Origin of the sequence: Butyricimonas paravirosa, assembly GCF_032878955.1 — a bacterium.
In the GTDB taxonomy this organism is placed as follows: domain Bacteria; phylum Bacteroidota; class Bacteroidia; order Bacteroidales; family Marinifilaceae; genus Butyricimonas; species Butyricimonas paravirosa.
The window spans coordinates 2,299,326-2,313,591 of record NZ_CP043839.1; the positions used below are offsets into that span (position 1 = coordinate 2,299,326).

Here is a 14,266-nt window from a genome sequence, read left to right on the forward strand (position 1 = left end):
CTTAATATTACAAATGTATGAAAAAAAATCCATTAACAGGGTTCGCTTTCAAAAAAAGCGAACGTTGGAAAATCTTTTTGATTATGCGACTAACAATGATTTTACTTGTAGGCTTCATATTCGGAGCAAGTGCCAACTCCCTGGGACAATACCAGATGAAGGTGAACATGGGCGAAACAACCTATGAAGAACTATTCCGGGAAATCCGCAAACAGACGGGATGTATCGTGATGTATAACAACGATATGCTCGATAAAAAAGCCAAAGTCAAGGCCGATTTCGACCAGATCGAATTAAAAGACCTGTTACATCGCGTGCTGACAAACCGGGGATTGACCTTTGAAATAAACCGGGAGTTCATCATCGTCATGAAAGCCACTCCCAAAACAGACGACGTGAAGAAATACAGAATATCGGGTATCGTGAAAGACAAGAAAGGCGAACCCATGCCGGGGGTGACCATCAAACTGGACAGTATGCTACTGGGAACCGCCACCGATGTCAACGGTAAATTTGTCCTCGAACTTCCTGTATCATCCGGAAACCTCGTATGCTCGTTCGTCGGCTATAAAACCAAGAAAATTCCATTCAAAGGAAATAAAGACCTCGTGGTTATCCTGGAAGAAGATATTTCCGAATTGGATGAAGTACACGTTGTCGCCTACGGGCAAACCAACAAACGGGAAATGACGGGGGCCATCTCCGTCGTGAAAGCAGAATCCATCAAGGGAATCCCTTCCCCGAGCATCGCCAACCTTCTGCAAGGACGAGTGGCCGGTATGGACGTAACCAACATCACGGGAGCCCCCGGTGGCGGTGGAACCCAAGTCACCATTCGCGGGTACAACTCCCTCAGCGTGGAAAGCGGGCGGCGTTTCTCGAACCCCCTGTGGGTAGTTGACGGGGTACCCATGGCCTCCTTTACCTCTCCGGTTACCGGGACAAACGGATTGGCCGACCTGAACCCGGAAGTGATCGAATCCATCCAGATTCTGAAAGATGCTTCCGCCACATCCCTTTACGGATCAAGAGCGGCCAACGGGGTCATCATCGTGACCACCAAAAAAGGCCGTAAAAACCAATCCGCTCAATTCGATGTCAATTTCTCATACACGTACAACGTGCTACCGGAATACCCCGTGCAAACCGGAGGGAAAGCGGAACGCAATTTCCGGCTGTTACAACGTTTCAATGCCCGTAAAGCTTATAAAGATCAAGATAAAAATATGTATATCTATCCCACCTCTTATGAAGAGGCTTACACCAAGGGCGGTTCATACGATGCCTACTGGGGAGATGGGACTGTTTCCGGGAACAAGAACGGGGATGAATTACAAGATAGCTTAAACCCTTTCTACAACAACTCTACCAACTTCTATAAATACTATTTCCAAGCCACCAAAACACTGAATGCCAACATACAAACATCCGGTGGTTCGGAACGAATGACTTATTCCGTGGGATTAGGTTACTACGATGAAGAAGGTATTCTGAAAGGAACTGGGTACTCCCGAATAAACTTGATGGGAAACTTCATCATGAACCCGATACCCATGTTAACCGTGGACTTCAGAAATTATTTGGCCTTCTCCGATCGTAGTCGGGGCGTGAAAAGTTCCGGATTCTCTGCCGGGAACGAGGTGGAAGTCATTCCGGGTGACCCGCTATCGCAATCCACCCTACTACCGGGCAACAACTCGGTCACCGAAGAGGTATTAAAAGGTCTACGGGGTGTAGAGGAAAAAAACAACACCTACCGCCTACGCAGCACCTTCGGTTTAAAACTGGACATTATGAAAGGTCTGAATATTTCCAACACGATTTCTCTCGACTATTCACAAAATAACCGAAATTACTTCTCTCCTTCTTGGCTGAATGACCCGAAAGAATCCTTAACCAACGGAGAGGTTAGCCGGGAATACACGATCCTGGACGAGGCCCTGATCAATTACCAGCAAATCTTCGGTGAACGTCACAAAATAGATGTCATGCTGGGGTATTCCTACCAGTACGACCAATATAATTATATCGGAGGAACCGCCCAAAACGGTCCGAGTGACTACGTGCATTACGCCACGAAATACGGGTGGCCCTCTCTCGCAGATAGAGATTATTACACACAAGCCCTAAAAGACTACCAATCTGACTTCACCGAGAAAAAAATGATGAGTTATTTCGGCCGTCTTAACTATGTCTTCGAGGAAAGATACATGCTAACCGCCACGTTAAGAAGAGACGGAAGTTCCGTGTTCGGGAGGGATTTACGCTGGGCCACCTTCCCGTCGGCTGCCATAGCCTGGAACTTCTCGGAAGAAAACTTCATGCAATGGTTCGGGGCATTAAGTTTTGGTAAACTTCGTCTCAGTTACGGGGTCTCCGGAAACCAGTTCAACCAACCTTATTTGGCTTACGGCTTACTTTTAGGCGGCCAAGGTTCTTACGAGGGTAACCCCATCATTACCCCAGATCTACAAGAAGGATATTACAACCCTAAACTAGGTTGGGAAGAAACCAAGCAATATGACCTCGGTCTTGACATGAATTTTTTCAATTATCGTCTTTCCGTCACAGCCGACTATTACTACCGCCGCACGGACAAAATGCTAAGTAAAACCCCGATACCGGGAAATCATTCCGGCTACTCTGCCATGTGGAGAAATGCAGGAGCCCTTTCAAACGAAGGTATTGAATTTGACATTAAATATGACATCATGCGGACGGATGATTCTTTCTGGACCATATCTGTCAACTTTGCCAAAAACTGGAACAAATTACTGGAAACCTACAACGGAAAAGATATGAACATGAGTGACATGACCGGGAATAGTCGCAGCTACATTATCGGAAAGCCCGTCGGAAACATCATGGGATACAAGACAACGGGATATATCCAGTCCGAGGAAGATATTAAATACTACTACCGCCAAGACGGCACGTACCGGGCCATCGAGAAACAATACTTCTCAGATGTATTCTACAAACCCGGAGATTTACAGATCGTCGACGTGAACGGGGACGGTTACATCAACAGCACATCGGACGTCGTGTACATCGGCAGTAGTTTACCCGTACTATACGGTGGTATTGTGAACGAAATCAAATGGAAAAACTTTGACTTGAACATGCTGTGGTCCTACTCTCTGGGAAGAGACATGATCAACTTGCTCCCGATTGTCTCAACCAGCAAGGAAACCTCCCTGTACCCCATCTTTGAAGACATTCAGAAAGTATCTTTCTGGGAGAAAGAAGGCGACAACAGCACCTATCCCAAAGCAGAACTCAACAATTTCAATGATAGCTGGTCTCCGGTGATAGATCGCTACGTGGAAAAAGTAAATTATCTAAAACTTAAAACCCTGACTATCGGTTATACACTCCCTAAAAATCTCCTGAAGAAAATATACATTAAAGACATTCGCGTGTTCTTCAGTGGAGAGAACCTGTTGAACATCACGAACTACTCGGGACTAGACCCAGAAACCGTGGATATAAACACCGGGCTTGACGATGGTAAAAACTACCCGTTGGCACGCAAACTCACTTTAGGTATAACGATTAAACTATGATAGCCATGAAAGCAAACAAAATATTATTCATTCTAAGCATATTATGGGGCTGCCTTGCCTGTACGGACGGGTTAGAAGTAATCCCTGAAAACTCGGTCACTTTTGAGAACTATTTCAAAACGGAAAAAGACATTGAAACATCCCTGAATGCCCTTCGGGATGAGTTTAGAAGTACTTGTGCCTTTAACGCAAATAAAACCCCCATCGACCTCGGTTTTGTACATGACACATTAAGTAGCACCTCCGCACAAAAGAGTTTCAACTGGGATGCCACGCAATTCACACCGATTTACGTTGATTTTTTCTGGAACTCACACTACGCAATAATCTGCTACGCCAACATTTTATTAGAAAACATTGACAAGGCCGAGATTACCCAAGACAGAAAAGATTATTACATCGGACTGGCACATTTCTACCGTGGATTCACCTATTTCCGCATTGCCCAAAAATGGGGAGAGGCACCTTTACAAACTGACAGCCGAGATATTTCTAAAAAAGCGAAATCATCCGTTGCCGACATCCTGCAATTCGCCCTGGATGAAACCAACCTAGCAATTAAACTTCTGCCCCTGCACGATGGCTTGATCGATGCCAACGGATCACAAGTAACCGACAAAGCCACCCCGTCCAAGGAGATCGCCCAGGCTCTCAAGGCAGACCTTTGTGCGTGGAAGGCTGCCATCAATAACGAACCCAAATTATGGCAGGAGGCCATTAACGCCGCCAACTTCGTGATTGACTCCTGTCATTACACCCTAGCTACCGACCCCGAAGAAGTATGCACCAAAGTCCTACCCGGTGGAAGTGACGAAGGAATCTTTGAAATTAAATTCAATTACGTGGAGGCTACCCGTAATCCCTGGACACCCATGGAAGAATTCGTCACGTTCCCGATTCGCCCAGAAGACGGACGGGGAGACATCAAATACTGCTACGCCCGCATGTTCGAAACAACCGTGGATAAAATGTACCCGGGTCATTTTGAAGGGACGATCGCCGAGGGTGTGTACCAAGGAGACAAACGCCGATTGGCCTATTTCTATGACCTCGACACAATCCGTAAAAACGCCGAATGGCACGCTTTGGCCGAGGGATATGCCTACCCGTACAAATTCAGGAAAGTACAACTGGGAACAACTTCATGGAGCCAAGGTAAATTCGAATGTTTCGCCTGTGACCACATCATTTATCGCCTGGCAGACCTCATTCTCCTCCGGGCCGAGTGTTACGCTCGCATCAACAAAAATGATCTCGCCACAAAGGACCTGAACCGCATTCGAGAAAGAGCCTACGGGAACCGGAGTCATGATTACAATGCCGCCACGGAAGGAAGCGACCTAAGGTACATCATTTTCAAGGAACGGGAAAAAGAACTTTTATGGGAAGGGAAAAGATGGTATGACATCGTCCGTAATGGATACTGGAAAACAGAGTTGTCCAAATTCCATGCCACTCAAATGACTCAACAAGACGTGGATAACGGGGCCCTATACATGCCTGTCGGTTACCCGGCTTTCAACGAGAATTCACTTATGACCCAAAACAAATATTGGCAAGCACGCTATTAACATTCACCGGAATAAAAATTGAAGATTATGAAATACATTTTATTAAGCATATTCACCATTGGCATTCTAACTAGTTGTGATCCCAAAAGCAATTACATAGATACCGGTATTTCCAACGGGAAACATGACTGCTCCATGCTCGAATACTTCCATACCAGCTCCTACAACTGGGACTCCCTGCTGGTTATGATTCAACATGCAGAACTGGAAAGTCTTTTTGAAGGCCGAGAACCCGGCTATGAACAAATCACGTTCTGGGGGCCCACGAACCATTCGATTCGCCGCTATATGCTGGACCGGAAGATTACAAGAATAAGCGATATGAGTAAAACATTCTGTAAACAAATTATCCTCATGCACGTTGTGAAGAAACGGATCATGAAAGACGAAATGAATTTCCGAATTCCGGATGTTACCGGGAAAATTGTCGGCGCCACAGAAATGACCACGGCAGGCGGCGTAACTCTACTGGGTTACCGGGAGAAATCGGAATACGGGGGTGTTGCCGACGCAGGAGCCGTTAACCTGTACCTGTTCTCGAAGAATGCCGACACCCAAATACCATTAGCCTCTCCGGACATTGAAACGCTGACCGGGGTCGTCCATTCTTTGAATTACAATTACACGTTAGGAGACCTTGTCCCAAAAACAGAACTTGAAAAAATTGAAAAACTTTAAATCGACAAGAATATGAAATACATATCTATCATTATCTGCCTTGCCCTATTTTCCTGCCACGATGTAAAAGTAGGATATTTAGAAACGGAGGCCGCCCAATATAATCCGAACGTACTGGAGGTCACGAAATCCCAAGATGCGAATGAACCCCTACACGTGGTCTCTCCCCCCATCGAAGGTGTGGAAGGAACTCAACCCATCTACATCACAATCCGGCAGGTAACAACAACCGATGGCGACAAAGTAGCTTTTCTGAAAGAGGTTACGGTCCGGGGAAACGGTGCTTTTGACATTCCCGTTTACAACAATATCCCGGCAGGAACTTATCAAATCAGCTTACAGGTGGAAAACGAGGACCACTCAGCCATTCTTGAAGACATTTTTACCATCGTGGTGAAAGAATAAGGTGCATTAAATAATCGTAGTATACAAAATCGGGGCATACTTTTTGACAAATATGTCCCGATTTTCAATCGAAACCAATACCTTTGTACTAAAGATTGTATGAGGAATCACCAATTTTTATAATGGCATGGGGTTACTTTTTCATGTTGACAGATCGCTACTTCCATGAATTAAGTCAATCCCGAGCCGTTATGCCATACTCCGGATTGACTTGCTCGGTCCGGATTTTTTATTGACCGGGATATAGAAACAGGAATAGCCGGAACCTGCATTGATCCGGCTATTTTCCCCTGTTGCTTTTTGCCCCAACATCAAATAAGACAATTTAGAATTTTCATCGTTGACTTGGTTCAGACCAACACGAAGTCCGGACTTACATTTCACAATTGCAACCAGTGAAAAGACTTCGTGCAGAAAGGGGGACGATCCATTTTCCCCCTTCCTATTTCTATTACAGAATCTTCGTAGAAGCATCCATCTCGACGCTCGTCCCACATTGCTCCACGGGTAAACTAGGGATAAACTATGACAAATACCAAGTAATGACAAGGCAAAAACACGACAAATACATAAGAGATTGATCTTGCTATGTTCATGCTATGAAGATGCCGTGTTCTTGTCATAGCCTATCGATAGACAAAGGATCGCCAACGGGATAATATAGCACGAACTCCCTCCCCCTTCGGGTACTCCCTCTATAAACAGAGGGAGAGCTGGGTAACTCTCCCTCTTCGGGAATTATTTCTAATCCTATGTAATAAAATCAAGGCGTTAGCATTTACCTCACAACCGCATATAAGCATCAATCTCCCGGAACTGATCGGACGAATAATCCCCCAACAAGTGTTTCGCGAAGTGGAACCACATCTTCCGTTGATAGAAAGCCTGTTGTATGCCCATAAAACCGTGAGCTTGTCCCGGTAAAATCACCAAGTCAAAATTCTTTCCCGCTTTCAACAACGCATCTGCCATACGCAAGGTATTCGCCGGATGCACGTTATTATCCACGTCACCCGTCACCAGCATCAAATACCCTTTCAAATTCTTCGCCAGCTCGATATTCGTCGGGATTTTCGTCTCGAACTTGATCTTCTCCACGGAAATCGTGGTATCTTTCCCCGTGATGGAATCTTTCACGGTTTTCTTCTCGAAAGATTTAACCTCCCGAACCCCGTGATGCGTCTCTCCCCACCATTGGTTATAAATATTATTGTCATGATTTCCCGCCGACGAAACAGCCGCCGTGTAGAAATCGGGATAAGTACATAATGCTGCGGTAGACATGAAACCTCCACCGGAATGTCCGAAAATACCCACCTTGGACTTATCAATAAAAGAAAAACGATCAGCCAACTGCTCTATACCACACTTATCATCCGCCAACGGGTAATCCCGCAAATTATTATACCCGAACGTGTGATACCATTTATCCCGCATCGGGCTACCTCCCCGGTGACCGAAAGTCACTACCACGAAACCGACTTGTGCCAGACCAACATTATAAGCTGCCGTCACGGAAAACTCCAACGGAATCGCCTCGGTTTGCGGCCCGGGATAAACATACGAAATAATCGGGTAACGCCGGGTTGAATCGAAGTCAAAAGGCTTCCACATAAAACCGTACAAATCCGTATGCCCATCGGCAGCCTTCACCGTGAAAGGCTCCGGCATCTTCCATCCGGCCTCGTAAAGCCGAGTCAAATCGGGTGAGGCCAATTCCAGAATCACCTTTCCCTTGTTATCCCGCAACACGCTCCGGGGTTCCAAGTCCGCACGGGAATAATTATCCACGAAATAACGTCCTGACTTCGAAAAATAAGCTTCATGAGTGGCCTGTTCGGGAGTCAGCACCTCCACTTGACCATTCCCGTCAATCCGGGCTTTATTCACCCGGGCATAGTAGGGACACGCCCCCTTCTCCTGCCCGTAAGCCCCGAAATAAATGGTGCGTCCCACGGTATCAATCTTAACCATCTTCCCGGCCGTCCAATTCCCGGAAGTAATCGCATTCTTCAGATTTCCCTCGCCGTCGTAATGATAGAAATGCCCGTGACCCGTTCTCTCCGACCACCAGATAATATCTTCTCCCTCGTTCAACAAGGAAAGATGGAAGAAATCATTATTGAAATAAGGCTTACTAATCTCGTTAATCAACACCTTCACCTCCCCCGTTTTCAAATCCACCTTACAAAAATCGATCTCGTCACAAGTTCTCTTTTTGCGCAGGAAATAAAGACTGTTGACCTTTTTTCCCGGGGTAAATAATCTCAACGTCTGATCCGGCCATTTCTCAACCGGCACTTTGATCAATTTCTTATCGGTCGTGTCCACCAAGAATAACTCCTCGTGTTGCACCTCCTGATCCCCGGCCATCACGTACTCATACTCGTTCAACGTCGGACGGGAACTCAAATTATTAACCACATAAAGCGTTTTGATCTTTCTCCGGTCCGAGCGACGCACGTAAAAGCGTTCAGAATTCTCGAACCAAGTCACCCGGGCAGACACCCGTTTACTCGTGGTATCCGTATCACCGTAGGCATAAGAGTATTTCAATTCTCCGTCCGTTGTGATCTGGGTTTCCACGGAATCTTTCACGGAAAGCATATATAGGTTATGACTTTTCGCGTAAACGATATAAGTACTATCCGGAGAATACGTTCCCTCCAGCCCGTTCGATTTCTTGGGAGTTGCATCCGGCTTCTTCCGGGCAGAATCTATTTTCACCAACCGATTGGTATAAATGTTATATTCGAAACGGAAAGTATCCACCTCGAACTTCAATGTTTTCTCATCTTCTTTAAAAACCAATGCCCGCACGGGTAGTTCTTTATAATTCACCGGTCCGTGGGTATACTTGCTGATCTCGGCAGTCATAAATTCCCGATCGAATAACTCCCGGTGAATCCTCGCCTTCGGGTCAACGAAATAATAACGGGTTCCATCGCCCGTTTTGTAACTATACCAAAACTTATCGCTTTCCTTCAAAAAGTGGGGACTTACTTTCGTTGATCCTACCAGTTTTTCCGCGTTCCCACGCATAAAACGTTCGGCTTCTTTGTAATTGGCTTTCTGTGCAAACCCGGCCAGCACGAAAAGGCAGGGCACGAACCATAAAAAACATTTGATCATCATTTATTCCTTTAAATTTGTTCTATTGGTCTTTGTGAAAGCGAAATTAATTATATCCTCCCAAAGATTACCTTTCTATCGAAATCTTAATAAATATTTAACAGATTCAGATTATTTAAACTAATCATCTTCTACACAAACGTTTGAATATGCTACAAAACATAACCTCTGACGCCACGATTTCATTTTTTATAGCTATTTTTGCACGTGTATAAACATGCTAATATTTTCATTTACTTTAAATAAACAGGACAAGGTGATGGAAGTTTTCCCGATAGATAAAAAAGTAGAGCAACTCTTTAAAGAAGTCAGCCGAAGAATATTCCGGTTACAAAACGGAAGAAGTCTTGACAGCATGGAACGGATAGGAGCTGACACGCGGGGACAGATCGGGGCAAGTTACCTCTCTCTCAAAAATCTGGCCGGACAATACCAACCCGATTTAAGATTGGCACAACTATTGTGGGGAACAAAGAAACGAGAAGAACAAATCGTTGCCTGTTTTTTATTCCCGGTTCAAGAGTTGATTACAGAAAAAATTACTCAATTATTACAATACTGTTACAACTTCGAGATTGCGGAATATTTCGGGACATTGGTTCTTTCGAAACGGGAAAACGTGGAACAAATGGTAAATGAATATTTAAATTCCGATCATCCCTATCTTCAAGTCGCGGCACTAACCGCCATCGGCAGGAGCCGGATTGATCGAAAACTAAACTCCCCATTCACCGACAGTTACATTCTAAACATAGATCGTAACAAGTTCACGGACACGAACGTACAAAAGGTATACGATCGTGTAAGCATATGCTTGAGAGAATAGGAAAACAAGAACGTGTTAATAAAACATAAACGGACAAGGGAAAGGAGAAATTGGTTCTTTTATATCAAAATGTTTCCTACTTTTGTGCCGAATTAAAGAAAAAAAGAATTAATTAATTTCTAACATAAATTTATTGCTATGGCAAAATTAGATTTAAGTATTTATGGAATCACGGATGTGAAAGAGATCCTTCACAATCCCTCATATGAAGAATTGTACAAGGCAGAAACAGACCCGAAACTGGAAGGGTACGAAAAAGGATATTTGACCGAGCTTGGCGCAGTTAACGTGATGACCGGAATCTACACCGGACGTTCACCGAAAGATAAATTCTTTGTAAAGAACGAGGCCAGCGAGGATTCTGTATGGTGGACTTCTGACGAATACAAGAACGACAACAAACCTTGTTCGGAAGAAGCATGGGCAGATTTGAAGGCAAAAGCCGTGAAACAATTGTCCGGCAAAAAACTGTACGTGGTTGACACGTTCTGCGGGGCCAACGCGGGTACCCGTTTGAAAGTTCGTTTCATTATGGAAGTTGCATGGCAAGCTCACTTCGTGAAGAACATGTTCATCCGCCCGACAGAAGAAGAATTGGCGAACTACGGGGAACCGGATTTCGTTTCTTTCAACGCTGCAAAAGCTAAAGTTGAAAACTTCAAAGAATTAGGCTTGAACTCCGAAACAGCTACCGTTTTCAACTTGAAAACCAAAGAGCAAGTAATCTTGAACACTTGGTACGGTGGTGAGATGAAGAAAGGTATCTTCTCTATCATGAACTATCTGAACCCGTTACGCGGAATCGCATCTATGCACTGTTCTGCCAACACGGATATGGAAGGTAAGAACACCGCTATCTTCTTCGGTTTGTCAGGAACAGGTAAAACGACCTTGTCAACTGACCCGAAACGTCTTTTGATCGGTGACGACGAACACGGATGGGATGATGAAGGCGTGTTCAACTACGAAGGCGGATGCTACGCCAAAGTTATCAACTTGAGCAAGGAAGCCGAACCGGACATCTATAACGCCATCAAACGTGACGCTTTGTTGGAGAATGTTACCGTGGACGCTAACGGAAAGATCGACTTCAATGATAAATCAGTTACCGAAAACACTCGTGTTTCTTACCCGATCTATCATATCAAGAATATCGTGAAACCGATCTCTAAAGGTCCGGCTGCACAACAAGTTATCTTCTTATCAGCTGATGCGTTCGGAGTATTACCTCCGGTATCTATCCTGACCCCGGAACAAACGAAATACTATTTCTTGTCCGGATTCACTGCAAAATTGGCTGGAACGGAACGCGGTATCACCGAACCGACTCCTACTTTCTCGGCTTGTTTCGGTGCAGCATTCTTGTCATTACACCCGACAAAATATGCAGAAGAACTAGTTAAGAAAATGGAGAGAACAGGAGCAAAAGCATACTTGGTAAATACCGGATGGAACGGAACCGGGAAACGTATCTCCATTAAAGATACTCGCGGCATCATCGACGCTATCTTGGATGGCTCTATCGATAAAGCCCCGACCAAAACAATCCCGTTCTTCAATTTCGAGGTTCCGACCGCATTGCCGGGAGTTGATCCGAAGATTCTTGACCCTCGCGACACATACAGTAACGCCAGCGAATGGGAAACCAAAGCAAAAGACTTATCAGAACGTTTCATCAAGAACTTCAAGAAGTTCGAAGGAAACGAGGCCGGAAAGGCATTGGTTGCCGCAGGTCCGAAATTATAATTCCAGGATTAGAACAGCAAAAAAGCACTTCGCAAGGAGTGCTTTTTTTATTACCCTTCTCTCACCCATCATCATATCTTCCCTTACATCCGTTCGTTAAGGCTATTACCTCTCTTCGTTATCTCTCCGTTCCTAGATAGTATAACGGAGAGATAACGAAGAGATGTGAGCTAATTTACTGATTATCAATAATTAAAATTCTTCCCATTGATAATACACCTTAAAGAAATATTCTAAAATTTTTCCACGCTTTGAAGGAATTTTAAAATTTTATCGTACATTCGCACCAGTCATAAATAGATATAATACATTCAATATAGTACCACTTTCACAATAATTATAAATGCAATTCACATAACACCATAGACATTTTAATTGAAACAACATATTGTTATATACTCCTTTAAATGCAAGCAAAACAATGCAACAATCGACATGCAAATACCCTGATTTAAACCACAACCTGTTGGAACAATTCAACAAAAGAGAGGAAGACGCTTTTTGTTTTGTTTATGAACATTTCTATAATGAATTATATTACTTTGCCTCCAAATTATTTTTAGACAATACAGTTCTACCTTATGACGTTTTACAGGATATTTTTTTGAACGTTTTGGAGAACAAAAAACAGTTCGAATCTTTTGACCTGTTGAAATCCTATTTGTATTTATCTATCCGCAATCGTTGGAAAAATGAACATAAACACACCGTGGCAGCCCAACGTTACACTGCCCAGAGTTTCGATGAAAAAGAAGACAATATCCTGTCAAATATTTTCGAGTCAGAAACATTAGCCATTTTATACAATCACCTGAAACTTCTTCCCCCGGAATGTGCCAAAGTCATGAGACTTTCTTTAGAAGGACATAAAAACCCGGAAATAGCTGAGATCTTATCCATCTCGATTAACACGGTCTATGCTCAAAAACAGAAAGCACTAACCGTTCTAAGGAACAAATTGTCGAAGGATATGTTCGTTATTTTATTATTCTCCCTTTTTTTACACGGGGAATAATCCGCTTATTTCTAGAGAGTTATCACAAATACATATTTTTTTTCAAAATAATGCCCTTTTGCGTAATTAATTTTCAAACCGATGTTGTTTCTATTATAAACAGGCGGGAGGAAACAAATTAATTTACGGAAAGATGGATTTGTATTTAAAAGCAAGAAAATTAGCACAGGAAAGGGCACAACAAATTATCGACGGAATAAAACCGGATGAATATTTCGTGGAAAATGACGAATGTAAAGAAACAATATATTTACTTTCTGATCCGGAACAAAGAACCATTCTATTAAAGAAATTTGACCAGAATGAAAAACAAAAAGCCGTAGCCTCTCTGAGAAGTTATATACGGTGGAAAAGACGCCGCCGAATAATACGTAACAGCAGTAAAATTGCGGCAATCCTAGTATTGGTAATAGGGATTGCTATCACATTCTATTCCCCCTCTCCCACCAATTTACAAACACGGGAACCGGATGGTTATCTTACACCGGGGAAACCACAGGCAACTTTAATTCTGGCAAACGGGCAAGAGATTAAATTAGACCGAGAACTTGAATTGAAAGAAAAAAATACGGCTATCCTGAACAAAAAATCAGGGGAGGTTGTTTACACGCCCGACTCCGGAAATGTTGAAATACAACAATACAACACCATCAAAGTACCCCGTTACGGAGAATACTCGGTTGTCCTGTCAGACGGGAGCCGGATAAAATTAAACTCGGAAAGTGAACTTCGTTATCCTGTTGTTTTCACGGGAGAACAGCGAGAGGTGTATTTGAAAGGGGAAGCTTATATGGAGATCTCCAAAGATCAAAAACCGTTTATCGTACACGCGTATGACACCAGAATAAAAGTATACGGGACCTCTTTTGATGTAAACAGCTACAATCCGGATGAAATTCGTATTGTGTTAGTGCAGGGGAAAGTAGGGATTCACCACTCAAAGATGCAAGAAGTAATCCTGTATCCCAATCAGTTGGCACGGGTCTCTGAAAAAGAAGGAATTGTCGTCAAAGAAAATATCAATGTCAATTATTATATCGCTTGGCAGGAGGGATATTTTGCTTTTGAGGAGGAACGCCTCGAAGATATTATGACGACACTTTCACGCTGGTACCGGATGAAAGTAATATTTGAAAATCCACAATTAAAAGATATTCGTTTTACCGCTTCGGTTCAAAAAGAAGAAAACATCAGCAAGCTACTGAATCAATTCGAACTGACCCGTACCGTATCATTCAATATCATTGAAAACCAAATTTTTATAAAGTAATATTTTAAATCAACACAATTTATCAAACTACAGTCAAAAGCTGTCAGTAAAGGGAGT

The 14,266-nt window shown here is 43.6% G+C and carries 10 protein-coding genes; 8 read left to right on the forward strand and 2 right to left on the reverse strand.

The window, feature by feature from the left end:
* The first annotated feature begins 17 nt into the window (after nucleotides 1-17).
* Genes F1644_RS09625 through F1644_RS09640 form a run of 4 tightly spaced genes read left to right on the forward strand, consistent with a single transcriptional unit; the run spans nucleotide 18 to nucleotide 6,220 of the window.
* Nucleotides 18-3,566, forward strand: a complete 3,549-nt coding sequence (locus tag F1644_RS09625) for a SusC/RagA family TonB-linked outer membrane protein (RefSeq protein WP_229782398.1) — start codon at nucleotides 18-20, stop codon at nucleotides 3,564-3,566.
* A gap of 5 nt (nucleotides 3,567-3,571) precedes the next feature.
* Nucleotides 3,572-5,137, forward strand: coding sequence for a RagB/SusD family nutrient uptake outer membrane protein (locus F1644_RS09630; protein ID WP_158571852.1), 1,566 nt, complete (start codon nucleotides 3,572-3,574; stop codon nucleotides 5,135-5,137).
* A gap of 27 nt (nucleotides 5,138-5,164) precedes the next feature.
* Nucleotides 5,165-5,815, forward strand: a complete 651-nt coding sequence (locus F1644_RS09635) for a hypothetical protein (protein ID WP_118303964.1) — start codon at nucleotides 5,165-5,167, stop codon at nucleotides 5,813-5,815.
* A gap of 12 nt (nucleotides 5,816-5,827) precedes the next feature.
* Nucleotides 5,828-6,220: a hypothetical protein gene (locus F1644_RS09640; protein ID WP_118303962.1), complete on the forward strand. Its 393-nt coding sequence runs from the start codon at nucleotides 5,828-5,830 to the stop codon at nucleotides 6,218-6,220.
* 189 nt (nucleotides 6,221-6,409) lie between these two features.
* Here the strand turns inward: F1644_RS09640 and F1644_RS09645 are convergent, their stop codons facing one another.
* A complete protein-coding gene (locus F1644_RS09645; RefSeq protein WP_147344455.1) occupies nucleotides 6,410-6,604 on the reverse strand; it encodes a hypothetical protein in 195 nt (64 codons plus the stop codon).
* A gap of 399 nt (nucleotides 6,605-7,003) precedes the next feature.
* Nucleotides 7,004-9,352: a S9 family peptidase gene (locus tag F1644_RS09650; protein ID WP_118304032.1), complete on the reverse strand. Its 2,349-nt coding sequence runs from the start codon at nucleotides 9,350-9,352 to the stop codon at nucleotides 7,004-7,006.
* Between the two features lie 217 nt (nucleotides 9,353-9,569).
* On the opposite strand from F1644_RS09650, the gene F1644_RS09655 reads away from it, so the two are divergent.
* The 4 genes from F1644_RS09655 to F1644_RS09670 all read left to right on the forward strand — a co-directional run bounded on the left by F1644_RS09655 (nucleotide 9,570) and on the right by F1644_RS09670 (nucleotide 14,209).
* Nucleotides 9,570-10,178, forward strand: a complete 609-nt coding sequence (locus F1644_RS09655; RefSeq protein ID WP_118260433.1) for a DNA alkylation repair protein — start codon at nucleotides 9,570-9,572, stop codon at nucleotides 10,176-10,178.
* Nucleotides 10,179-10,316: 138 nt separating this feature from the next.
* Nucleotides 10,317-11,924, forward strand: a complete 1,608-nt coding sequence (gene pckA / locus F1644_RS09660) for a phosphoenolpyruvate carboxykinase (ATP) (RefSeq protein ID WP_087421526.1) — start codon at nucleotides 10,317-10,319, stop codon at nucleotides 11,922-11,924.
* A 421-nt stretch (nucleotides 11,925-12,345) separates the two neighbouring features.
* Entirely contained in the window at nucleotides 12,346-12,939 is a 594-nt protein-coding gene (locus F1644_RS09665) for an RNA polymerase sigma factor (protein WP_118303960.1), read from the forward strand.
* A gap of 133 nt (nucleotides 12,940-13,072) precedes the next feature.
* Nucleotides 13,073-14,209, forward strand: a complete 1,137-nt coding sequence (locus F1644_RS09670) for a FecR family protein (protein ID WP_118303958.1) — start codon at nucleotides 13,073-13,075, stop codon at nucleotides 14,207-14,209.
* The last annotated feature ends 57 nt before the right edge of the window (nucleotides 14,210-14,266 follow it).

What these genes read in the sequence shown, in the direction of transcription:
- F1644_RS09625 (WP_229782398.1), top strand. Translation starts at nt 18, where the DNA reads ATGAAAAAAAATCCATTAACAGGGTTCGCTTTCAAAAAAAGCGAACGT.
- F1644_RS09630 (WP_158571852.1), top strand. Translation starts at nt 3,572, where the DNA reads ATGAAAGCAAACAAAATATTATTCATTCTAAGCATATTATGGGGCTGC.
- F1644_RS09635 (WP_118303964.1), top strand. Translation starts at nt 5,165, where the DNA reads ATGAAATACATTTTATTAAGCATATTCACCATTGGCATTCTAACTAGT.
- F1644_RS09640 (WP_118303962.1), top strand. Translation starts at nt 5,828, where the DNA reads ATGAAATACATATCTATCATTATCTGCCTTGCCCTATTTTCCTGCCAC.
- F1644_RS09650 (WP_118304032.1), bottom strand. Translation starts at nt 9,352, where the DNA reads ATGATCAAATGTTTTTTATGGTTCGTGCCCTGCCTTTTCGTGCTGGCC.
- F1644_RS09655 (WP_118260433.1), top strand. Translation starts at nt 9,570, where the DNA reads ATGCTAATATTTTCATTTACTTTAAATAAACAGGACAAGGTGATGGAA.
- pckA (WP_087421526.1), top strand. Translation starts at nt 10,317, where the DNA reads ATGGCAAAATTAGATTTAAGTATTTATGGAATCACGGATGTGAAAGAG.
- F1644_RS09665 (WP_118303960.1), top strand. Translation starts at nt 12,346, where the DNA reads ATGCAACAATCGACATGCAAATACCCTGATTTAAACCACAACCTGTTG.
- F1644_RS09670 (WP_118303958.1), top strand. Translation starts at nt 13,073, where the DNA reads ATGGATTTGTATTTAAAAGCAAGAAAATTAGCACAGGAAAGGGCACAA.